This is a genomic window from Crocosphaera sp. (assembly GCF_030064895.1).
Lineage (GTDB): Bacteria > Cyanobacteriota > Cyanobacteriia > Cyanobacteriales > Microcystaceae > Crocosphaera.
Genome location: NZ_JASJEB010000123.1, coordinates 25,640 through 46,832, shown reverse-complemented (window position 1 = coordinate 46,832; position 21,193 = coordinate 25,640). Strand labels below are relative to the sequence as shown.

The window sequence follows — 21,193 nt, the reverse complement described above, 5'->3', positions numbered from 1 at the left end:
CAGCAACCATTGGTGGAAATGACCCAAGCTGACTTAAAAGCCGAAGGTTTCCCTAACTATACCTTTGAGCAATTCATTAATGAGTTCTTTGAGGGGAAAAATCAACCAGTTTGGGTAATATGCTTTGAATTTACCCCTAATCAACCTCAAGAAACTTCTGTCACCGTTGAAGTGGTGGAAAATAATGACAACCAAACCTTAACTAATACTGATGAATTAACTCATGAGGAAGAACGCGATCGCTTACACTTAGAACGTAAGGTTGAACGAGCTTTCTACGAAGCTGGTAAAGCACTCTTAGAACTACGTCAAAGAAAATTATTTCGCTCAACACATTCTACTTTTGACGATTATGTGCGTGAGCGTTTTGGGATGCAACGGGCCCATTCTTATCGATTAATGGATGCGGCCGTTATTGTCAAAAATCTTGAAGAAAAGTGTCTCCCATTGGGGGACATTCCATCCAATAGTATAGACTCATCTCAAATGTCTCCCATTGGGAGACAAATTCTCCCAACCAACGAGAGACAAGTTCGCCCATTGTCAAAGCTTAACCCTGACGAACAAGCAGAAGCCTGGAATGAAGCCGTCTCCCAAGTCGGAGGTAAAGTTCCTCCAGCCCGTGTTGTGAAAAACATTGTAGACCAAATTCGTCTTGGTAATCCAGTTCCTAATTCTTGGCACAAAGGTGAAGTCGCTATGATTATGGTTAAAGATAATCCTGATTTACGGGGTAAAGGAGGGTGTTGGTGCGTTATCACCGAAGTCCATGACTTTTCTTGTACTGTCCGCTTATGGGACGGCAATTATCAAGTGAAACCTGAGAATCTAAAGGAGTTACCTTATTCCAATGAGCAGCAGCAGGAGGTGCGGAAATTATGCGATCGCCTCTCAAAATTGTATGATCCTGAGATGGAGGATACTGCTAAAGCTGTATTGGCTAGTTTAGGGAGAATAGACCGGCCTTGGTTGACCGAGTTTGAGGAGAGGTTATTAACGTTTATTGAAGAAGATGATTAAATAATCAGACTATATTGATTTACTATAGTTAACAAGAAAAAACACGACTTCCTTTGAGCCGTGTAAAATTTACTTTTAGTTCTCGTTTGAGATTGATTGAGAGTTAGTGAGTTTTTATTGCTTCTCTAACTCCACTCGACTCTCAATCTGAATCTCTGGTGGTTGAGGTAAAATTTGTTGGGGATTTAAAGTCGAACCCACTCCTAAGAAAGTTGCGATGATTCCCAGAATGGTCATTAACACTTTGGTGGAAAGGTTAATGCTTATTGTCGTTGTGGCCGAAAACGCTGGTTTTTCTAAGTTCTCGTTGAGAGATTTCTTTTTAGAAAAGAGATTAAACATAGTCTGAACTCCTGTTGTCGTTATCTATTTTTCATGACACTTTTATCCTAAAAATAATCTTGTTTAATGTCAGTTTCTTTAGGTATCTTTCGGTAGTCAATTTTCAAAAGTATTCTTAAGTATCTCAAAGTATCTTTAGGTGAAGTCGTTACTTAATAAATTTTTATGTTGAGAAAAAAACTAATTAAAAATGACTAATGAACAATATTTAGAATTTATTGATGCTTTGATGAAACAAGAAAAGGAATGTTTAAAAACTCACCAAAGAGAAATAATCAAAGGAGTTTTAAAAGGACAAACCTATGAGGAAATTTTAAATAATGAAAAAATCTATATGAATCTTACTAATATAAAGAAGAACATGAGCAAAAAAGTTTACCCTGTTTTAACAAATGCACTAAGAAAAAAATATGGAAGTTCGATAAAAGTTGGAAAAAGAAATTTGGTTTCAATTCTTGACTCTTACTATAAACAATATAATAAAGAGGAACAATCAGCCCCTTTAGCTAATCTCCTACAAATTAATAATCTAAAATTAGGAATTTTAAACAAGTTAGAGAATGAGATTAAGCAATGGGAGGTTGAACAAAAAGATAACTATGCCGAACTGATAAAAGTTTACTGGTTAGAATTAAATGAATTAAATAAAGAAGCATCAAAGAAAATATATAATAAAAACCTTGAAAAAATTTTTGAATTGTTGATTGATCAGGAAACATCAACAATAATTCATCTTTTGACTTCTATTGCTCAAGATAAGCGAGTTGAAAGATATATAAGAAATTGGTTTGAAACTATCATAGAAGAGCTAAAACAGGTATTCACTATTTCTGAAGAGGAGTTTCAGGATTGGACAGTTAACCCTATTAGACCAGAAAGAATAGATATGGTACATACTTCTAATATATCTACTACCTTGACTTATACAGAACACTGTCTAATTTTAAAAATAAAAGCGAGTGATAATAAATCAATTAATAGTGGTCAGTATGCAATAGAAGATGCCCATTTTTTACCTGATGTTCCTTATCCTCCTACGAAGGAGGATTATATCCATTTGAATAAAGAAATACAAGAGTATAAAAATAAAAAAACAGAACAAAAACAACAAAAAGAATATTATTCAATTGAAGAAATTAAACCTCTTTTAACTCAATTAATTGAAATAACTTCTCAAATTCCTATTAATATAAGAAGTGTTTTGACAATTTATTTTTTTTGTGAAAAGGAATTATTATCAACCAACTTCGATTGTTGGCAATGCGAATTTTTTGGTGATGATTCTACACTCAAGGATTTATATCAAATTCGTGTTCGATGTATTGACCGTTTAAACCCTGGATATCTTCAGACAAAATGTAAAAAACAATGGGATGATAAATGGAATCTAGTTAAGCAACAATTTAATCCTTCAGATGAAGGAAAAACTTGGAAAAATTTATGTCGATCTAACTCAGTAGATTTGAATCCTTTGTTTTTAAAACTACTAAAGCTTGGAATTCCTATTGCTATTTGGTCACGATATGATCAAAAATATGAAGACCATTCTCAAGAGATTAATAACCTTGTCCTAAACTGTGAGGGAAATGTTCAGAACCTTCCAGAAATAATTGGAGATAGAAGAAAAATTGATTCAGACGACGATGACGATCTCGAAAACTTAGGTCATCACCTATCATTATTGTGGGAAGATCCTAATCTAATTCCTCCTTTTGTTTCTTTAACTTCTGGTCATCTGAGTCAGTAATACTTAATTCTTTATTGAGAGTAATCTTTATGTGTTCATGGAAAATTTTTCACGGTAATAAAACTAAACCCCATTCGGTACCTGAATGGCCAGATACCCCTCCTTGGCGACGCTTTTCTAATCATCAACAACAACAGAGTAATGAAAAAGGAACATCCTTTGTTATTACTGATGATAACGTGATTGAAACCGTCAACGCTGCCATACATTTACGTCGTCCTATTCTTCTTACCGGAAAACCCGGGACAGGGAAAACTTCCCTTGCTTATGCCATCGCCTATGAATTGGAGTTAGAAGAAGTATTAGTCTGGCCGATTAATACCCGTACTACCCTACAAGACGGACTCTATTACTATGATGCGATCGCTCGTTTACAAGATGCTCAACTAGAAAATGCTCAGCCCGATATTGGTCATTATATTCGTTTAGGTGCATTAGGAACCGCTATGTATCCTAGTGATAAACCTCGTGTCTTATTAATTGATGAAATCGATAAAAGTGATATGGATTTACCCAATGATTTGTTAAATTTATTTGAGGAAGGAAAGTTTGAGATTCCTGAATTATCTAGATTAGTGAAAAATAAAAAAAACAAAAATCAGGAAGAAAAAAACAGAATCCAGGAGATAGTTGAAGTTCAAACCCATGATGGAGATTGGAAGCAAGTTCCTAGAGGTGAAATTATTTGTCGTCAATTTCCTATTGTTATTATGACCAGTAATGCAGAACGAGATTTTCCTATTCCTTTTAAGCGTAGGTGTTTGTCCTTAACTATGAAACAACCTGAAAGGACACAATTAACAAAAATCATACAGTCTCACTTTCAATTAGATCCCAAAAAGAAGTTACATAAAGACATTGAAACTTTAATTGCTAAATTTTTAGAATTACGAGATGATGATAAAAAAGAATTAGCCACCGATCAACTATTAAACGCTGTTTTTATGTTATCAGGAGAACAAAGAAAACCAACTAAACAAGAAAAAGAACGCTTGATGAATCTTTTATTTACACCATTAACCGAAACTGGGGACTTTTAAATTAAGTTCCGTAAACGTTGTTCCGGCTCTAGCGAACAGAAGTTCCTTACAACCTAGGGCGCGCTATCGCGCAGAAGTTTGTTATTGTAACTAGGATATGCACCTCTGGATAAAGGTGAATTTATGACATCACCATCATCAAAACCGTTAGAAAATTTAGGAAAAATCATCACTGCTTTCCAAGCAGAAAAATATGATTTAGATAGTTATCAAATAGCAGAAAGTCTTTGGTTATGGTATCAAAAACAGCCCATAGGAACTGATATAAAAGATGAGTCTGATGGAAATCGAAAAGAAAAGTCTAAAATCCTTACTCCCAACACCATTCCTGAACAATTATCTTCAACTGTTTTGCCTTCTAGTTTACCCCTTACTCTTTCAGCAAATTCTCAAGAAGAAACCGAAAATAACTCAGAAGAAACCAATCAAAATAAAGATGAATATAAGGATGAAATAAAAGGCTTACCTATTTCTCCCCCTGATACGGCTTTTTTACGAAATACATTATTGTTAGGAAGACTAGCAAAACCACTTATCAAAAAAATTGAGGATATAACACGAAAAGAACTCGATATTAGACGTACTATTAATGATACATCAGAGTATAGTTTAGGAATTAAAAAAGCAAATAAACAAAGAAAATTAACTATTATTCCTAACTATAAACACCAAAAAGTTCGCGCTCTTGATGCCATTTTAATTATTGAAGAATGTTCTTCAATGGTAATCTGGAAAGACATGGCTAGTGAAGTCAGGGATTGGTTAGAACGATTAGGTGCATTTAGGGACGTAAAATTATATCGAATGGGATGGGAAGAAACAGTTAATAAAGTTAAAATTAATCCTTTTTTTAGTCAAGTTCAGACTTTATCTCCTAAAGACTTAAATCATCCCAGAGGGGAAAGATTGATCCTCTTTTTTAGTGATTGTACCTCCCCTGCATGGTATGAAGGTCGTTACAATAAAGTCTTAAAAGAATGGGGTACTAAACAAATTGTCACCCTGCTTTCACCTTTTCCAGAAAAATTATGGCACAGAACCGCCTTAAGTCAAGGATGGCGAGTTCAATTACAAAATGAATATCCCCGCCGTCCACCCAAACAGTGGAAAATGAGAAACCTTCCTGATTTACTCTCCATAAAATTAGAGATGGAATATGAAGAAAAAGAAGTAAAAAATACTTTTAATCAATATATTAAACAAGAAATTGAATCTAATTATTTTTCTTTACCTATTTTATCTTTAACGCCTCATTCAACCGCAGCTTGGTCTCAAGTAATTGATGGTAATTATGATGCTTTTTGTGCTGGAAGATTACTTGAAATTGAGCCTAATGGTAATAGTAATAATTCCCCATTCTCTGATATACCATCTTCAGAAACTCAGGCAGAAAAAGCTATTAAAATTTTTGAAAATACAGCTTCTTATTATGCTTGGGAACTGATGAAAAAATTATCAGCAGTTCCCATAAATTTATCAGTTATTCGTCTCATTCAACAAGAATTAATTTCCTATTCAACCCCTTCAGATATAGCCGAAGTTCTCCTTAGTAATCTTCTTCAACCCAAAACTCCTTTTAATTTTTTTGTAAATACTAATCAATTAGAATTTGAATTTATTAGTAATATTAGACAACTTTTACTTGAAGAACTAGGGAAAACAAGAGCTATTGAAGTAATCGCCAAGCTCTCTGATTATATTGCTCAAAAAATTGGGTTAAGTACCAGGGATTTTCAAGCTTTATTATTAACAAATCCTCAAGAATTGAAACAAAAAGAGGGCAGTTCTTTAATTCGTGCCTTTGCTTTAATATCGGCTGAAGTATTTAGTCAATTGGGAGACGAATTCCAACAATTAGCCGAAACACTAAAAGCCTCTGGGCAACAAATGACATGGGATGATATTTTACCTGAACATATACAGAAAAGTGACTGGATAGTTTTCTTAGAAACAATTGCTGAACACCATCAACTAACTAGACGAGAGACTGAATCTTTAACGGCTTTGCTTCCAGAATTAGATAGGCTAAATTCCATCCAAAAAGCTGCGGAAAATTTAAAGATTCATTATCATACTTTATCCCATCGTCTTAGTAGTAAAATTTATCGAAAATTTGAAGCTAAAAACCCTAACTTATTTGTTGATTCTCCCCGAAATAAACTAAAAACTTTACAAAAACATTTACAATCTCAATATCAAAACCCTCCAACTCTTGAAATTTCTTCCTTAGAAACCTTTGAATTTGAAGCAAAAGCCGCCATCATTGTTTCTGAAGAAGAAGAACCATTACAACAATGGACATTTCAAACCCCCACAGTAAACAGTCGTGGTGAAACCATCAAAACCACCACTCATACCGCCTCTTACTTCACCGAAACCTTGACGGATAACGTTATTCTCGAAATGGTCGCTATCCCTGGTGGCACCTTTACAATGGGTTCCCCTGAAAGTGAATCTGAATATGACGATGAACGGCCTCAACATAATGTCACTCTTTCCCCCTTCTTCATGGGTAAATATCCCATTACTCAAGGCCAATGGAAAGCGATCGCCTCTCGAACAGATTTAAAAGTTAATATCGACTTAGACGAAGAACCCTCTAATTTCAAAGACCCTTATCAAAAAGACCAAGAAACCATAGAAAGATGGCTTAGACCTGTTGAACAAGTTAACTGGTACGAAGCCGTAGAATTCTGTCAACGGCTCTCTAAGCTCACAGGAAGGGATTATCAGCTACCCTCTGAAGCTCAATGGGAATACGCTTGTCGGGCAATTATCAGTGATCAGTCATCAGTGATCAGTCATCAGTTAACTATCTCAGAATGGAACAGTAAATATTGTCAACCTTTTTCCTTTGGAGAAACCATCACAGGAGAGTTAGCCAATTATAATGCTTCTGAAACTTATGCAGATGAACCCAAGGGTGACTATAGAGAAGAAACCACCCCGGTTGGTCAATTCCCTGCCAATGCCTTTGGATTGTACGATATGCACGGGAACGTCTGGGAATGGTGTGCTGACGACTGGCATGATAATTATGGATATGCACCCACTGATGGTAGTGCTTGGATTGATGACGACGAATCTGATAATTTGACTGACGAAAATATGGAAGATTTAAACAAAAATGACGATAATGATTCATATTCCGTGCTGCGGGGCGGTTCTTGGTACTGCAATCCTAATTACTGCCGTTCTGCGTACCGCGACAACGACCTTAGGCGCGACTACCTCAACCTCAATAACGGTTTTCGTGTAGTATGTGTGTTCGGGAGAACTCTCTAACCCTTTACTCTCTTTCCCTCTTGCTCTCTATCCTATTTTCTCCTTTACCCTTTTTTCCGCCTTCGGCGGATCGCCATATTTTTTAAATATCAAGGTATGTTGACATTAATGATGAATGCCTCAACTTATTAACCTTACCCTTAAAAAATGAAAGAATTATCAATTATTCAAAAGACCTATGATCTAATCAAGTATTATGTACCTATTATCGAGCGATTCCCCAAAGTTCACAAATTTACCGTAGGGGACAGAATCATTAATCAGTTGTATGATTTATTAGAAGGTTTAATCAAAGCTAAATATTCTAACCGAAAATTAAACCATCTGATTAACTTAAACGTTCAACTAGATATCTTAAGGCATCAAACCAGATTGTTATTAGATTTTCAATTAATTGCTCTCAAACGTTATCAGTATATCAGTAAGCAAATTGATTCAATTGGTGTAGAATTAGGAGGATGGATTAAAAAACAACGTCAAAAAGAATAAATTTATATTATAGTCGTTTCAAACAAGTTTTAGATAAGGTCGTGTCAGCATACTTCCTTCCTCAGCACAATTGCTCACTGTGCTAATAATAAAAGAAGTAAATTGTGTATCATTTTTTGCAAATCAACTATAATCACCATGAAACGTTACGGTAACTTATATCCTCAGATTATTGACTTTGATAATATTTACCTGGCAGCCAGAAAAGCGCAGAAAGGGAAACGGTTTCAACATAATGTTTTACAATTTAACTATAATTTAGAAACAGAACTCTTAAAAATACAGCAAGAACTAAAAGATAAAACTTATCAACCCGGAAGTTATCGAACTTTTCACCTTAGAGACATCAAAACTCGCTTAATTTCCGCAGCACCTTATCGAGATCGAGTAGTTCACCATGCTTTATGTAATATTATTGTCCCTATTTTCGAGCGAACCTTTATTAGTGATACTTATGCAAATAGAGAAGGATATGGAACCCATAAAGCCTTAAGAAGATTTACTGATTTTGCCCGTTCCAGTCGTTATGTTTTACAATGTGATATTAGAAAATATTTCCCTAGTATTGACCATCAAATTCTTAAACAATTAATCAGACGAAAAATTAAATGTCAAGATACCCTCTGGTTAATTGATAAAATCATTGATAACAGTAATGAACAAGAACAAGTTATCCATTACTTTCCTGGAGATGATTTATTAACCCCTATTCAACGCAGACATGGTTTACCACGCCCTTTGGGCAAAGGCAAAAGGCAAAAGGCAAAAGGCAAAAAGTTTTTATAAATAGTTATAATAGTGTTAGAATTCTTGAGTTTAATTCAATGAGTAATTATATCCCAATCACTGAACGAACTTTTAAATTTGCTGTTAGGATTACTAGATTATGTAACTATTTAGATCAACAGCCTGGGACTCCACGTTTATTAGCTTCTCAATTGTTTAGATCAGGGACTTCAATCGGAGCTAATATAGAAGAATCACAATCGGCTGAAAGTGGAAAAGATTTTATAAGTAAACAATCAATAGCTTTAAAGGAAGCAAGGGAAACAAGATACTGGCTAAAACTATTAATTAAATCTGAATTAATTCCTGAAGAAAAAGTTTCTAGTATTCTTAATGAATGTGAACAGTTAATTAAAATAATTGCTAAATCAATTGTGACTAGAAAAGATAACTTAAAGAATTAATTTTTGCCTTTTGCCTTTTGCCTTTTGCCTTCCCGAAGGGCGCATGGGGCTAGTTTTTTAGGATTTCGCATTTTTACCAACAACATTAAAGTTAGAAACCAGAACTTAACCCGTGCTAAAAAACGGCTTAAAAAATTGCAAAAAAACTATGCACAAGGTAACATTGATATTCAAGATATCAAGCGATCGCTTAATAGTTGGGAAGCTCACTTGAAACATGGTGACACCTGGCGATTAAGAAAACAGATATTCAATTCCCTTGTTTTTACAAGGAATTGAAGAAGGGGAAGGCGACCCCGAAGGGGAAGGCGACCCCGAAGGGGAAGGCAAAAGGCAAAAGGCAAAAGGCAAAAAGAATTTATTACTTCTGTGCAACAAGGCCGGAACGTAGTGAGTCACTTCTGACTTCTGTTCGCTAGAGCCGGAGCGGAGCGAGGAACTTCAAACTTCTGACTTCCAAAAAGCGGGGCGGTTCTTGGAACAACAATCCTAATAACTGCCGTTCTGCGTACCGCAACAACAACATCAACGGGCGCGAGAATCGTAACAACAATAACGGTTTTCGGGTAGTATGTGTGTTCGGGATAACTCCTCATAGTCAGAGTTGGCAGGTGGGAATCTGTCAAGAGTGCGCCGAAGAGTTCAGCCGACTCCTGTGATGCTGGTAACGGTATCCAAAAATAAAACTGGGTGGGGGATCTTGGTAGGGTAAAACCGAAGAGTTTCCCGACCCTCATTCGTCTTTTTGAGATGAGTCTATGGCTGAAAAACTAATAATTAAACGTCCCCGTCAAACACTTCGCTTTTATCGAGATTATATTGATAATATTTCCCTTGAACTGGCTTTAATCCCCGATGGTACCTTTACAATGGGCGCACCAGAAGATGAAGAAGGTAGTCGTGATAATGAAAGACCTCAACATGACGTAACCCTTTCCTCTTTTCTCATGGGACGTTACCCTGTCACCCAAGCTCAATGGAAAGTGATCGCTCTTCGTACAGACTTAAAAGTAAACATCCACTTAGAGGAAGATCCCTCTCGTTTTAAAGACCCTTACGAAGGTATAGATCGATGGCTTAGACCGGTTGAACAAGTTAACTGGTATGAAGCAGTAGAATTCTGTCAACGACTCTCTAAGCTCACAGGAAGGGACTATAGACTCCCTAGTGAAGCTCAATGGGAATATGCTTGTCGTGGAGTGACAAAACCCCTAGACCTTTCTGCCGAAGAAACCTATCCACCGTTTCATTTTGGAGATACCATCACAACAAAATTGGCTAACTATAATGGTACAAACGAAAAATATGGAGCTTATGGAAAAGGTCCCAAAGGAGAGTATCGAGAACAAACCACCCCAGTCGGCTATTTTGATGTGGCTAATGCTTTCGGCCTGAGTGATATGCACGGGTTAGTCTGGGAATGGTGTGCCGACGACTGGCATGATAATTATGAAGGTGCGCCTACCGATGGCAGTGCTTGGATGGAACATGAAGCCTCATATTTAGCTAAAAATAAGCAAAATGATTCATATTCCGTGTTGCGGGGCGGTTCTTGGCTCTACAATCCTAATAACTGCCGTTCTGCGATCCGCTACTACAACTATAGGCGCGGCAACCTCAACAACGATCTCGGTTTTCGTGTAGTATGTGTGTTCGGGAGAACTCAATGACCCTTTACCCTCTTCCTCTCTTGCCCTCTATCCTATTTTCTCCTTTTCCCTTTGTTTTCCCGCCAAAGGCGGGTCGCTATATTTTTGCTTCAAACTATAGCAGTACGCATTATGGTTACGACGTTAAAGAGATTTCTCGTACCTCGCAATGACCTAAAGATATGAAAAATGTCCTAACTAATTTGTGTACGGCTATAACAACTTTAATTGAGATGATTTCCTTCTTTAACTCCCTTATCTAACTCCAGAAGAATTTCCTCATATATGTGTTGGATATCCTTTTCTTCTGCTTGTTTGGCATCAGCAATCCCTTTTAATACTAAAAATTTTAAATAATGGATTTGTTCCGATGTTAAATTTATTTCCATATTGATTCCCTCTTTATTTTGTATACATTTTACTCAAAAAAAGATAAAATAGGAATAAGTTTTAAGAGAATAATATTTACATTTAACCTGAAAATGAGAAACCGAGATAGATATCCTGATAATTGGGAGGAAATAGCCTTAGAGGTTAAAGAAAAAGCTGAATGGACTTGTCAACGGTGTGGGCTAGAATGTTTCCCTCCCAACTATCTTAAACACATCATAAAAGACAAATCTCTAAAAGCTAAATTAACCTTGACTGTACACCATAGCGATTACGATCCTTCCAATAACGATCTATCTAACCTCATAGCTTTGTGCAGTGCTTGTCATCTTCATAAGCACACAGGAAAACGAGGAAATATTAGTCCAGGTCAGTTAAAATTAGATTTAGGAGTATAAAGACTGCCCTAGATATGAACACATTAAATGATAAATGAAATGACACCTAGAAACATTGTTGAAAAAATTGATTATGTTTATATATAATAAATCTCATAAAAAAAATCGTTAAATAATAAATGGCTTCAATTTTCCCCATACAATCATCTCCTCTTGTCAGTAAAGGGCAGCCTGTCCCTGCTACAGAAATAGGAACCAAAGTACGATTTAACAATCGCGCTCTAACTTTAATTCTTGCTGAAAACAAGAAAAACCCTTTTGCTTTTCGCTCGTTATTGAGGCGATCGCGAGTAGGCTCAGCTTTTGATATGTCTCCAGACACATTATTAAAAATTGATTGATGGCTACAATATTTCACTACAACCCAATACAACAACTTGATCGCAATTCTAACAATCTTATTGATCAAGCAGAAGCAGCCGGACAACCTATTTTTACCCCAACTTTAAAAGAGGAATCAACCGATTACATCTTAGATATTTCCAATAGGAATGGAATTATCAACTTTACTAATACTGACACCAAAAACTTTTTTCTTCCTAACAATACAGGGGACTTTAAAAGCGGAGATTACATGATCCTTGCTCTTAGGGGGCAAGGCAACATAGAAGTTTTACCAGAAAATTTAGCAGAAATCACAAAATTTAACGGTATTGGTACTTTAATCTCTGAACAAAAATATGTTCTCAGAAGTTATGGGGATAATCAGTGGACGCTGGACACCTTTGGTGGAGGGGGAGGAGGAGCAAAGTCGGAAATTGTACAACCGTCTGTAGGTACTACAACAGACTTAAGTGGTTATGTTAGTGATGGAGATACTAACGGAATATTCTACTATCTGGGAACAGATGGGAATACAACTCCTTATAGCAATCCCCAATCAAGCAATAAGATTACTGTTAGCACTAATACTACCTTAACATCTCCATTAAATTTAAGTAGTCGCTCCACGTCTAGCTCTATTTTTCAAGCAGCAGAAGGGAATTATATTCAAATTGAGATAAAAGAAGACAAAATAGTGTCTCCTTCCTTAATAAAAATTGAAGTCAATACCAAGAGACTTTTATCTGTAGAAGCTTCAATGAATGGAATAGTCTGGTTCCCCTTGCTAAATGAAGAAAGCAGTCAAGAAGATAACTATCACTGGCGATCGCTCACACCGACCTTTAATCAAGGGCATTATCGTTATTTTAGAATCATCGATAAATCAACAGAAGGCGGAACTTTTTTTATCAGAAATATTGAATTTTATGGGACTTTAGCGGAAAACTATGAATACGAAATAAAGGGAAAAGACAAAGGACAAATATTATTTTTTAGTAATTCTGACCCGAGAATTTTAACCGTGTCCAACGATCTCCCCTATAGCAACGGGGATTATGTTTATTTAAGTCTTAATCACCATACAATAGAAGTTCAAGGGAATGTAACTAATCTATCGGGGACAGAGCTAAAATTGGTTGGATTAGGAAAATTATACCAACTGATAAAAACATCAAATACCTGGGGTATTCTATTACTTAATAGCGAGGTTTTTGGGCAAGGAGAAATCAACGAGGAGATTTTAAATGAAGATAAGATTTTGACAATTGCAGATAAACAAAGGCAAATGCTAGATCCGAACGGAGCAGATAAAAAAATACAACTTCCACCTTACACTCCAGGATTTAAGAAGGATATCATTAATAATAGTGATGGTGAATATGGACTTGTTATTGAAGAAATACAAGGAGAGAATAGCGTCAATACGCTATTAAGATTAGACCAAAAAACCGAAAAAGCAGCAGAGATTGAAGCCTCAGTTTCTACTGAAAATTGGCTTATTAAAACCTACGGGAGTTATTAAAATGGTATTTGACAACTATAAGTTTCTCAATGGCACAAGAGAGTTTGGATATCCAGGCATCCCTGTAACAACAGGAACTGAAATTCTTAATCACATAGCACAAACGCTATTAAATGGAGGATGGGTAATCAATGATCAAATTAATAGTGCAAACTATTTGATAGCAGAAGGAACTCGTCCCAACAATGCAACCCACAAAACTTGGGTAAAATTTTCTGACGATCTATCTGGAAACATTGATATCCAAGGCGACTTTTACGGGACAAACACGACATTATCTCCTCCGATCAAAAAGGTTCCTTACGATAATAACGGTAATGAATCTCTTTTATGGGTTAGTTGTAAAGAGGATGCAGGAGGATTTTACATTAGGTGTCCTTTTGCCTCTCCTGTAGAAACAATGGATGGGGGGCATTATGGTTTTCTTACTCAATCACATCCAAGCGATGCTTATTGCGCGTACATCGGTTTGAACAGATGGGATGCGCCGATGGAAGATTTTGTCATGAAGCATCTTGGTACTAATGACATTTGGTTTCGTGCTGGTGATGAATTTACAGTTAGTTCTGCCTTTAAGAACAACGCGAATGCAGCCGGATTACATACCGGCATGGACTATTTAATGGTTCACAAACCAAGAGGGACTTACGATGCCGTCTCAAACCAAAACCCCTTTTCCAGAGGATATCATGGCATGATTAACAGGCTGACTAATAATCCAGATGCTTTGCCTATGTTTTTTTACGAAGGCGAGGCAGGAACAGCTTCACAGTGGGGTACTTTCATGAAAGGCAACAAGGAATGCCCTAACCCTTTAGGGCGTAGAGGTTATCATCCTTTTGTCATATCAGGACACAATAACGTCGATATTGGTCAATGGACAGAAATGCGTTCTAATTTCGGCATTACACGAGTCTGGTTAGGGGGAGGGATTGGGAATAACGCTATGTTAATAGATATGTTTTAGGAGACATTATGTCAGCTATTATTATTAGAACAAAACAGCAGAAAGCATCACAGAATGACACAAATTCAAACACAGGAGATTTCTACATCTCAGGTGTGTCAATACGGCAAAGTTATCTACTGAAGGGAATAGGGGTTGATGTAGACTTATTTGGAGATTTTGAAGACAGAATTTGGGGAGAAGTGGATGGAGTTTATAATGTCGGAGATCCTCCCCCTTCCTAATATGGGGGACTCTCATCATTATTGACAAGAATTTCTGGACTGCCCAGAAATTGCCTAATTGCAATGACTGTTCCGAGTCCATCTCTAACAGTCATTGTGCATAAAGGTGGCGTAATTATTTCGACCTTAGTTTCTTCGTTTTCATCCTTTCTCCAAATTGTTTGATGAAGTATTTTTATATCTTTTAGAAAATAATCATCTCCAGTAACAATTAAAGGATAGCTATCAAAAATCAAACTTTCTGTCCCAGATGGAGGCGTTGAAAAGAAAGTATTCGATATATACTTTGTTTCTGTTGGCAATAAATCAACATCAATTTGAAGTCCATGCTTCACAAAAGTAACGATTTGTTTATCATCGGGATAAGCTGCGATCGCCCGAAATGGGCCAGGTGCTTCTATCACAGTCCCCCAAAAGATAGGGCGAACAATCTGCCCATTAGAGGAATCAACCATTAACGCTTCTCCTACTAACTTTAAATAGTAAGGAACCCCAATGGACTGGCCTCCAAAAATAGTTAATTGTGTACAAAAGATTGAATATTCAATAGGGGGAATATTAGTAAATATTCCTTCCCAATTCCCTCCTGTATCAAGCCAAACTCTTGTCCCACCACTACCCCCACTAACTATACTACTACCACCATTTCCAAACCCACCTCCCCCTCCACTACCAGAGAAACTGGGTAAGGATTCTCCTGTAGTCAGTCGAATAGGTGTAATTGTATTGTTATCTACCTCAAGACGCACAGGCTCCGCATAGTACCTATACTGGATTGATCCTTCTGGGTCGATATACCAAACAGTATACAATTCTGATCCTGATGGATTCTGCCCAAAAACCACTGGATAGTTAAACATCGGTTAAGTCTCCGTAATATACCCATTGAGCTTCATCTAAGTATCGAAGATCAATGTGCTTCCCTGGCTCCAAATAATGACTGTTACTTCCAACAAAATTGTTACCTGATACTGTATCAAAAAAAACCTTGTTGGAGCCTATATTCTTGAATCTTCCTGTCCAACCAGGTATGATACCCGTATCTGTGGTATGAGTAACAAAAATATCAATTTGTCCAGATGTTGTGTCAACCAAAAACTCTTTGCCATGATCCTTCGGATCAATGGCGTAATTAGTATTAATATTTTTAGGGATACTGTAGGGGACATCTGGCAAAAATACAAACCCAGAACCAGGGACATAAGTAAAAATTTTATTCCCTGGGGTTTGTTGGAGTACCTGCTTGTTCGCGAAGACATCACTCAAGGAGTCTAGAGTCAGTTCCCCTTGTAATCCATGCGATCGCCAAGTATTGTTTTCTCCTCCTTCATACAAAATATGGACTCCACCATTTTGTTGTCCTATATAGTCAAAAATCCCTTCATAGGTTGCGTTTACAACTAACTTGAAGTTAACTCGATTAGAGCCAGTATTTTCTACGATCGCATAAAATCCTACGGGGAGAGTAATGGGAAGTATGATATCAATGGCTTTTTGCGAAGTGTCCACTTTTAGCCATTTTTGATAATGAGTTAGAGTCAAAAGTAGATGGTCATCAACATCCAGCCAAGGGCTTTTATTGAGGCTGTTTAATTCTCGAAACATGGAATTATTAGTTTTTCTGAAAAAGATTTTACAATTGGGAATTTATTAAACTTTTATCCCTCTTTATTTGTTATCTTTTTGATTATCTTTTGGAAAAATCAATCAAAAAGATAACCATTTTTACTTTAAGCCATTAACCATATTAATACATATAACTAAACCTTAATTAGCTCGTAACAAAACCTTGTAAAAGCAAGATTTTCCACTCTGTATCTGCTCGTTTAAGCCAAGCAAATTTAGTATCTGTGTTCATATCAAAGAACAAAGTTCCGTCTGACTTTTTAACACTAAGACTTCTATTAATACTCCCATTCAAAAGTATGAATTCGTCGTTGGGGGTATTGGATAAAATAACTGATACTCCATCTGCGATAGGAGTTAGACACTGCCAAGTTGGATCGCCACTAATTAAAGTTTTATCTTCAGATAAAGTTTCTTGAATAATTTTAGTTCTTGATTCTTTTTCAAAGGCCGTTACCTTCCAAATATTTTCTCCGTTTTGATTTTGAACTAACCCTATCTGAGTTGGGGTCAAAATATTTGATCCTTGAATAGTCACGTCAGAAGACTCTGGGATGAAATGAATCATTTCATCCTCGGGAACGACCATCATAGTTTGCCACATCATAGGGAACCTTCCATCATCATTTAAAGGTATTGTAATATTAACAATTTTGTCAGGATGGGAAATAGTTAACCCCCCTGTATGCGACGGGTCTAAAATTAAATTAGTCATTGCGATCGCTTATTCATAATTAACTTTTGATATTTGCGGAATATCTTGATCATCCCAAAAAGCGAGACAACCATCATCGTTTGAGGTAAAAGGTTCTTGAGTGGGATCTAAATATTCTTGAAATATATCAGCAGGAGCTAAATATCGATAACATTTATCTTTTTTTGGGCAAGGCCATTGCCCAATATACCCACGACATTTGTTGAAATAGACCACTTGTTTACTTTTCTTTATTGAATATTTTCTGCATAATTTTGCTGATCAAAAAAGCGATCGCCATCTGGGACAGGTTCTAATCCAACACTTTCCCGAGCTTCATTTTGAGTCATGATACCACCTTGGTACAAAGTAGTAGAGCGATCAGCTTCTTCTTTCTCAGAACGAGGTTCAAGGTCAACTAATTGATATTTATATCCAGGAGCAGAGGGAGTCACTACTTGTTGATTCATGACCCCTTGTACCCCCAATGCAAAAGGAAGAATCGCGTCCTGAAAGGTTGCCGTTGCTGCGACTCCGGCTGTTGCCCTATTGTCACGTTCAATAAGGTTCATATCTCGCCTTGACAGATCGAAGCCAAGACCAATTATACCGATCAAAAAATCCGTATACTGGGGATAAAGCTCTGCATCATTTTTCCCTGCCAGACTAACAGCTTTAACTTCCCCTCGGACTATTGGCTGTTTTTTCTGTTTTTCAATCCTGTCTTCCCATGCTTGTTTAAATTCCTTGAATCTCTCCTCAGTCATATCTCCTAATAGGGAGATTATCTCTTTCTTAGTGGCATCCCGAACTGTCTTTCTTCTAAATCGGCCTAAGTCGTGCCATTCTCCGAGGAGCAAAAAGTCATAAACTCTTTGTAAAGGAGAATCGGGAGCGATATTGTAAGAAGTACAATCTGAATTGTAAACAACGGCTGTGTCACCATAGTAATGTGGAACCAAGGGATAATTGCTTTTGCTTTGAGGATAGTTTCCAGAAGAGATTAAACAATTTTCTAGAAAGTCTGGGTGAGGACTCCAAAGAATAGGGGACAGACCAGCTTTATGAGGCTGCCAACCTCGATTGAATAGGCATAAATGGTATGGGAAAGGTGCAAGCCAAAACAGGCGATCATCCTTATCATCCATGATTTTTTCTGATGCAGATTCTCCAAATTGGACTAAATCAGTCACAACAGACTGAATATATCCAAAGTAAGTTGAAGTACCTGTCCCAATCCAAGGTTGAGCTAAGCTATTGGTGAGTTTTTTTATAGTCTTTATGACTTCAGGAGATTTGATATCAGCGTCAGAAGGAGGCTTAATAATCCAAGGCATCTTGGCCACCCCTTTAGCAATCTTCGTAACGGCCCGTTTCACCAACAAATCGCGACTTAGAGCAATTAATCCTTCTGGAGTTAACCTTTTAGGGCATTCAGGATCGTCTTCAAAGTTGCAAGAATTAAAACTCAATTCTTGCAATGTTTGTACGTGCCGGACTAATGCGGTATCGAAAAAACTAAGAGTTTCTTTGGGCGAAGCCAACTCCGTATTTCTGGGAATAATAGCAGTATTTCTTCTTTTTTTTCTTTTTCTACGTGCCATTAAAAATAAAAACCGTTTTTACCATAAGTTTTCTTAACAGTTGCCAGCAAGCGTTCTAACTGAGTTTTATGTCCAGTTTCGCTTAATTTTGCTGTTCCTGATATGCCCCCAGGTAAAGATAAAGATGTTTTATCCTTGGTGGGTTCATGCAACCAATTTAAACTACTTTCCTTATTGATTAAATGTAGTTTCAGAATATCATAAACAGCATTAATTACAACATCTGGAACAGGATATCCGGCGAGGTAAGCAATACGGTATTTACTCCAACGAGAGGGTACCTTAATCTGATTTGATTCATTCCAAGTGAAATTTTCAGTTACATAATCATTCCCTGTTTCTTCACCGTTCTTTCTTGCTGCGATCGCTTCTGGAGTTTGCTTTAATTGTTTGAAGACAATCCTTTCTACAGTAAGAACCGTCTTAACAGGACTATTTTCTAACTTAATAACCCCTGCATAATTAGGCTGGCTAATATCAATACATTCTTCTAGTCCAAAACTTTGCTCTAATTCAGCATCAACAATTTGCTCTATTTGAGAAATGATGCTGTCAAGTTCATACGAAGTATCTACGGCAATTTTATCTAAAGATAACCTAGAAACTGCCTGTTCCGTAGGGAGGTATTTAGGCATAAGGTACAATTAAAATATTTGAATATTAAGAGTGCTATGATTATTACGATTCTAACTTCTTTTTGTGTTTTTGTGGTCTTTGTCTGGATGTGTCTCATAGTAGCTTATTTATCTAAGTTGGATGATATTCTTGTAGCGGTGAAAAGTATTAATGCAAAAGTGACTGGCAAAGTAGTTGATGACTTGAACAAGACTTACGATAAATCTTGATAAGCGAAGTTCGTGTCCCAAAAGAAAAACCCACGCACAGAAATGTGCGTGGGTTCAAGAAATAGATTCGATGTTCTTTTATCTGGGGGGCGATCGCAATAAACAATAGAATAAAATAGCTGCTTATGAAAAATCTTATTAATGTCGTGATTTATTGCAGGATATTTAAGCCCCAATAATCCCTTATTTTTGTTGGTAATGTTCGGATCTGGTTTCCTTATGTTCGGAGTTTGGTAGCAAGAAAAGTTGCTCAAAATGATTATACACAACAAAAAACACGCACATTTCTGTGCGTGTCGTTATTCTTAAGAGACTTTTTCTACTTCACTGTTGACAAGTTCTGCTTGTCCAAGTTGAAAAAGAACTTGGTAAGATTGAGGTTCTCCTAAAACAAATTGAAAATATTGTCCTGATGTTGTTTTAATTGCCAGGACAGCAGATTCGATGTCATTGACGGTCAGAACGTTTTTCAATTCCAATTCTTCTAGCTTTTCTTGCTGAGACTCAATAACTTCTAAAATGTCTGCTGTTGCATCGTCAGCTTCGTCACTACCACAATAGACTTCATGAACTTCTTGAACCACGTCTTGTACGTTAAGAGCAAACTGCTCCATCTTTCTTAATTCTGTCTGTTCTTCAGTTTCACCAGCTATAGGTTCGACTTCTTGAACAGAAATAATCGGAACCGGCTCGACTGGGCGATCATAAATCATTTCGTTCTTAATCGTAGTCAAGTATATTTCCCATTCAGGTACACTTAACACAAATGCTTGTGCTGAATCTGGCATAGGAAAGAAAAAAGTTGTTTTCTTTTCCTCAAAGAAGGTTTGAATTGCCTTAGATTTAGGAAAAGAAAGCTCTACTTTTAAGGGATCATTAGACTTGTCTGATTTAGTTGTCCCAACATATTTCAAACTGTCTTCCCAGAATCCACATCCGAGTCCAGATGCGTCTGAAGTAAGATAAAAACTCGGATTTTGTTTCGCACAAACCCGACCGATTTCTTTGATAATTGATTCAATTTTTGTCTTTGAAACTTTTTTGGGTACTGTACCACAATCAGCGATCGCATCTTTGATGTTATCAATGGTCACAGTAAAATCTTTATTGACTTGAACCCCTTTATGTGCAGATTCTACTGGGACTTCAATAGAAAGATTGGAGGTTTCCAACTTAATTTTATCCCAAGAACTTAGGCTGATAGAAATAGGCTTTTTCTCCTCCAAAATTCTTCTAACTACATCACAAGGTAGAACAAAATTATGCAAATAGTCTGAATCTGGATCGAAACTTGTATTAAGAAGGTCAAACTTCATAATAGCAACCTCTGTTTCGTTGCATCCATAAAACTTCAGAGTGTCGGAAACAATTTCCCCAAAAATAACTTTAGGCAGTTTGCTGTTGTTACAAGAGACTTGATGCAAATAACCAAACCGTATAGTAGTCTTTTGGTCTAGTTCAGCCGTGACTTCATAGGGAGTTTCAAACTCCATCTCTGGTATTTCAACTTCTATGGTTGAAACCTTTTTTTTCTTACTAGAAAAAGACAGAATGTTCTCATTTAAAGAGACTTTTTGTATTGCCTCTGTAAGCAATTCTTCTGCAAAGGTATCTGCTTCTTTTTTAAGAGTAGAAGACAATACTTTCATTTGAGCGATCGCATCTACTTCAACGTCTAAAGTTGAGGTAACTTGATATTTTCCCGACATATATTTCAAAACCATTCCCTTTTGAGGAATAATAGAAATTTGCACATATTCGGCAGTCGGATTGAAGCGATTTAACAGTTTGTGAATTTGTTGTAATTTCATAGCTAATTTACCTGCTTAGTATACTT

Annotated in this window: 23 protein-coding genes; 14 read left to right on the top strand and 9 right to left on the bottom strand. The window is 36.6% G+C overall.

All coding sequences use genetic code 11. The annotated features are described in order from the left end of the window. On the top strand, positions 1–1,020 hold a 1,020-nt coding region (locus QNJ66_RS23400; protein ID WP_366146313.1), incomplete at its 5' end, for a hypothetical protein. 114 nt (positions 1,021–1,134) lie between these two features. Here the strand turns inward: QNJ66_RS23400 and QNJ66_RS23395 are convergent. After that, complete coding sequence (locus QNJ66_RS23395; RefSeq protein ID WP_300511055.1) at positions 1,135–1,362, bottom strand: hypothetical protein; 228 nt, start codon at positions 1,360–1,362, stop codon at positions 1,135–1,137. 229 nt (positions 1,363–1,591) lie between these two features. Between QNJ66_RS23395 and QNJ66_RS23390 the strand changes: the two genes are divergently transcribed. From QNJ66_RS23390 to QNJ66_RS23355, 8 genes are all read left to right on the top strand, one after another. Beyond that, positions 1,592–3,109, top strand: coding sequence for a hypothetical protein (locus QNJ66_RS23390; RefSeq protein ID WP_300511054.1), 1,518 nt, complete (start codon positions 1,592–1,594; stop codon positions 3,107–3,109). Positions 3,110–3,138: 29 nt separating this feature from the next. Next, complete coding sequence (locus QNJ66_RS23385) at positions 3,139–4,149, top strand: MoxR family ATPase (RefSeq protein ID WP_300511053.1); 1,011 nt, start codon at positions 3,139–3,141, stop codon at positions 4,147–4,149. Between the two features lie 123 nt (positions 4,150–4,272). Beyond that, entirely contained in the window at positions 4,273–7,434 is a 3,162-nt protein-coding gene (locus QNJ66_RS23380) for a formylglycine-generating enzyme family protein (protein WP_300511052.1), read from the top strand. 147 nt (positions 7,435–7,581) lie between these two features. Continuing rightward, complete coding sequence (gene avd / locus QNJ66_RS23375; RefSeq protein WP_300511051.1) at positions 7,582–7,923, top strand: diversity-generating retroelement protein Avd; 342 nt, start codon at positions 7,582–7,584, stop codon at positions 7,921–7,923. Positions 7,924–8,061: 138 nt separating this feature from the next. Beyond that, entirely contained in the window at positions 8,062–8,709 is a 648-nt protein-coding gene (locus tag QNJ66_RS23370; RefSeq protein ID WP_300511050.1) for a reverse transcriptase domain-containing protein, read from the top strand. A gap of 38 nt (positions 8,710–8,747) precedes the next feature. Continuing rightward, positions 8,748–9,113, top strand: coding sequence for a four helix bundle protein (locus tag QNJ66_RS23365; RefSeq protein WP_300511049.1), 366 nt, complete (start codon positions 8,748–8,750; stop codon positions 9,111–9,113). A gap of 3 nt (positions 9,114–9,116) precedes the next feature. Beyond that, on the top strand, positions 9,117–9,392 hold the full coding sequence (locus tag QNJ66_RS23360) for a hypothetical protein (RefSeq protein ID WP_300511048.1): 276 nt from the start codon (positions 9,117–9,119) through the stop codon (positions 9,390–9,392). A 479-nt stretch (positions 9,393–9,871) separates the two neighbouring features. Then, positions 9,872–10,783, top strand: coding sequence for a formylglycine-generating enzyme family protein (locus QNJ66_RS23355; RefSeq protein ID WP_300511047.1), 912 nt, complete (start codon positions 9,872–9,874; stop codon positions 10,781–10,783). Between the two features lie 203 nt (positions 10,784–10,986). Here the strand turns inward: QNJ66_RS23355 and QNJ66_RS23350 are convergent, their stop codons facing one another. Then, complete coding sequence (locus QNJ66_RS23350) at positions 10,987–11,151, bottom strand: hypothetical protein (RefSeq protein ID WP_300511046.1); 165 nt, start codon at positions 11,149–11,151, stop codon at positions 10,987–10,989. Positions 11,152–11,244: 93 nt separating this feature from the next. Here QNJ66_RS23350 and QNJ66_RS23345 point away from each other — a divergent pair, with 93 nt between their 5' ends. From QNJ66_RS23345 to QNJ66_RS23325, 5 genes are all read left to right on the top strand, one after another. Continuing rightward, on the top strand, positions 11,245–11,550 hold the full coding sequence (locus tag QNJ66_RS23345; protein ID WP_300511045.1) for an HNH endonuclease: 306 nt from the start codon (positions 11,245–11,247) through the stop codon (positions 11,548–11,550). A 119-nt stretch (positions 11,551–11,669) separates the two neighbouring features. Then, positions 11,670–11,891, top strand: coding sequence for a hypothetical protein (locus QNJ66_RS23340; protein WP_300511044.1), 222 nt, complete (start codon positions 11,670–11,672; stop codon positions 11,889–11,891). Then, entirely contained in the window at positions 11,891–13,396 is a 1,506-nt protein-coding gene (locus QNJ66_RS23335; protein WP_300511043.1) for a hypothetical protein, read from the top strand. The genes QNJ66_RS23340 and QNJ66_RS23335 overlap by 1 nt, the downstream gene beginning before the upstream one ends. Position 13,397: 1 nt before the next feature. Continuing rightward, the gene (locus QNJ66_RS23330) at positions 13,398–14,363 is read left to right on the top strand and encodes a hypothetical protein (protein WP_300511042.1); all 966 of its coding nucleotides are present in this window, start codon (positions 13,398–13,400) and stop codon (positions 14,361–14,363) included. Between the two features lie 8 nt (positions 14,364–14,371). Continuing rightward, the gene (locus tag QNJ66_RS23325) at positions 14,372–14,587 is read left to right on the top strand and encodes a hypothetical protein (protein ID WP_300511041.1); all 216 of its coding nucleotides are present in this window, start codon (positions 14,372–14,374) and stop codon (positions 14,585–14,587) included. Here the strand turns inward: QNJ66_RS23325 and QNJ66_RS23320 are convergent. The 7 genes from QNJ66_RS23320 to QNJ66_RS23290 all read right to left on the bottom strand — a co-directional run bounded on the left by QNJ66_RS23320 (position 14,584) and on the right by QNJ66_RS23290 (position 21,167). Beyond that, positions 14,584–15,447 (bottom strand): hypothetical protein, encoded by an 864-nt coding sequence (locus tag QNJ66_RS23320; protein ID WP_300511040.1) that lies wholly within the window; start codon positions 15,445–15,447, stop codon positions 14,584–14,586. The genes QNJ66_RS23325 and QNJ66_RS23320 overlap by 4 nt on opposite strands. Further along, entirely contained in the window at positions 15,440–16,192 is a 753-nt protein-coding gene (locus QNJ66_RS23315; RefSeq protein ID WP_300511039.1) for a hypothetical protein, read from the bottom strand. The genes QNJ66_RS23320 and QNJ66_RS23315 overlap by 8 nt, the downstream gene beginning before the upstream one ends. 166 nt (positions 16,193–16,358) lie before the next feature. Then, the gene (locus QNJ66_RS23310; RefSeq protein WP_300511038.1) at positions 16,359–16,928 is read right to left on the bottom strand and encodes a hypothetical protein; all 570 of its coding nucleotides are present in this window, start codon (positions 16,926–16,928) and stop codon (positions 16,359–16,361) included. 9 nt (positions 16,929–16,937) lie between these two features. After that, positions 16,938–17,144, bottom strand: a complete 207-nt coding sequence (locus tag QNJ66_RS23305; RefSeq protein ID WP_300511037.1) for a hypothetical protein — start codon at positions 17,142–17,144, stop codon at positions 16,938–16,940. Between the two features lie 14 nt (positions 17,145–17,158). Then, on the bottom strand, positions 17,159–18,511 hold the full coding sequence (locus QNJ66_RS23300) for a phage portal protein (RefSeq protein WP_300511036.1): 1,353 nt from the start codon (positions 18,509–18,511) through the stop codon (positions 17,159–17,161). Continuing rightward, on the bottom strand, positions 18,511–19,146 hold the full coding sequence (locus tag QNJ66_RS23295) for a hypothetical protein (protein WP_300511035.1): 636 nt from the start codon (positions 19,144–19,146) through the stop codon (positions 18,511–18,513). The genes QNJ66_RS23300 and QNJ66_RS23295 overlap by 1 nt, the downstream gene beginning before the upstream one ends. 515 nt (positions 19,147–19,661) lie before the next feature. Further along, on the bottom strand, positions 19,662–21,167 hold the full coding sequence (locus QNJ66_RS23290; protein ID WP_300511034.1) for a hypothetical protein: 1,506 nt from the start codon (positions 21,165–21,167) through the stop codon (positions 19,662–19,664). Positions 21,168–21,193 lie beyond the last annotated feature (26 nt).

Excerpts from the sequence above, each read along its gene's own strand:
- QNJ66_RS23395 (WP_300511055.1), bottom strand. The coding sequence starts at position 1,362 with ATGTTTAATCTCTTTTCTAAAAAGAAATCTCTCAACGAGAACTTAGAA.
- QNJ66_RS23390 (WP_300511054.1), top strand. The coding sequence starts at position 1,592 with ATGAAACAAGAAAAGGAATGTTTAAAAACTCACCAAAGAGAAATAATC.
- QNJ66_RS23385 (WP_300511053.1), top strand. The coding sequence starts at position 3,139 with ATGTGTTCATGGAAAATTTTTCACGGTAATAAAACTAAACCCCATTCG.
- QNJ66_RS23380 (WP_300511052.1), top strand. The coding sequence starts at position 4,273 with ATGACATCACCATCATCAAAACCGTTAGAAAATTTAGGAAAAATCATC.
- avd (WP_300511051.1), top strand. The coding sequence starts at position 7,582 with ATGAAAGAATTATCAATTATTCAAAAGACCTATGATCTAATCAAGTAT.
- QNJ66_RS23370 (WP_300511050.1), top strand. The coding sequence starts at position 8,062 with ATGAAACGTTACGGTAACTTATATCCTCAGATTATTGACTTTGATAAT.
- QNJ66_RS23365 (WP_300511049.1), top strand. The coding sequence starts at position 8,748 with ATGAGTAATTATATCCCAATCACTGAACGAACTTTTAAATTTGCTGTT.
- QNJ66_RS23355 (WP_300511047.1), top strand. The coding sequence starts at position 9,872 with ATGGCTGAAAAACTAATAATTAAACGTCCCCGTCAAACACTTCGCTTT.
- QNJ66_RS23350 (WP_300511046.1), bottom strand. The coding sequence starts at position 11,151 with ATGGAAATAAATTTAACATCGGAACAAATCCATTATTTAAAATTTTTA.
- QNJ66_RS23345 (WP_300511045.1), top strand. The coding sequence starts at position 11,245 with ATGAGAAACCGAGATAGATATCCTGATAATTGGGAGGAAATAGCCTTA.
- QNJ66_RS23340 (WP_300511044.1), top strand. The coding sequence starts at position 11,670 with ATGGCTTCAATTTTCCCCATACAATCATCTCCTCTTGTCAGTAAAGGG.
- QNJ66_RS23335 (WP_300511043.1), top strand. The coding sequence starts at position 11,891 with ATGGCTACAATATTTCACTACAACCCAATACAACAACTTGATCGCAAT.
- QNJ66_RS23330 (WP_300511042.1), top strand. The coding sequence starts at position 13,398 with ATGGTATTTGACAACTATAAGTTTCTCAATGGCACAAGAGAGTTTGGA.
- QNJ66_RS23325 (WP_300511041.1), top strand. The coding sequence starts at position 14,372 with ATGTCAGCTATTATTATTAGAACAAAACAGCAGAAAGCATCACAGAAT.
- QNJ66_RS23320 (WP_300511040.1), bottom strand. The coding sequence starts at position 15,447 with ATGTTTAACTATCCAGTGGTTTTTGGGCAGAATCCATCAGGATCAGAA.
- QNJ66_RS23315 (WP_300511039.1), bottom strand. The coding sequence starts at position 16,192 with ATGTTTCGAGAATTAAACAGCCTCAATAAAAGCCCTTGGCTGGATGTT.
- QNJ66_RS23310 (WP_300511038.1), bottom strand. The coding sequence starts at position 16,928 with ATGACTAATTTAATTTTAGACCCGTCGCATACAGGGGGGTTAACTATT.
- QNJ66_RS23300 (WP_300511036.1), bottom strand. The coding sequence starts at position 18,511 with ATGGCACGTAGAAAAAGAAAAAAAAGAAGAAATACTGCTATTATTCCC.
- QNJ66_RS23295 (WP_300511035.1), bottom strand. The coding sequence starts at position 19,146 with ATGCCTAAATACCTCCCTACGGAACAGGCAGTTTCTAGGTTATCTTTA.
- QNJ66_RS23290 (WP_300511034.1), bottom strand. The coding sequence starts at position 21,167 with ATGAAATTACAACAAATTCACAAACTGTTAAATCGCTTCAATCCGACT.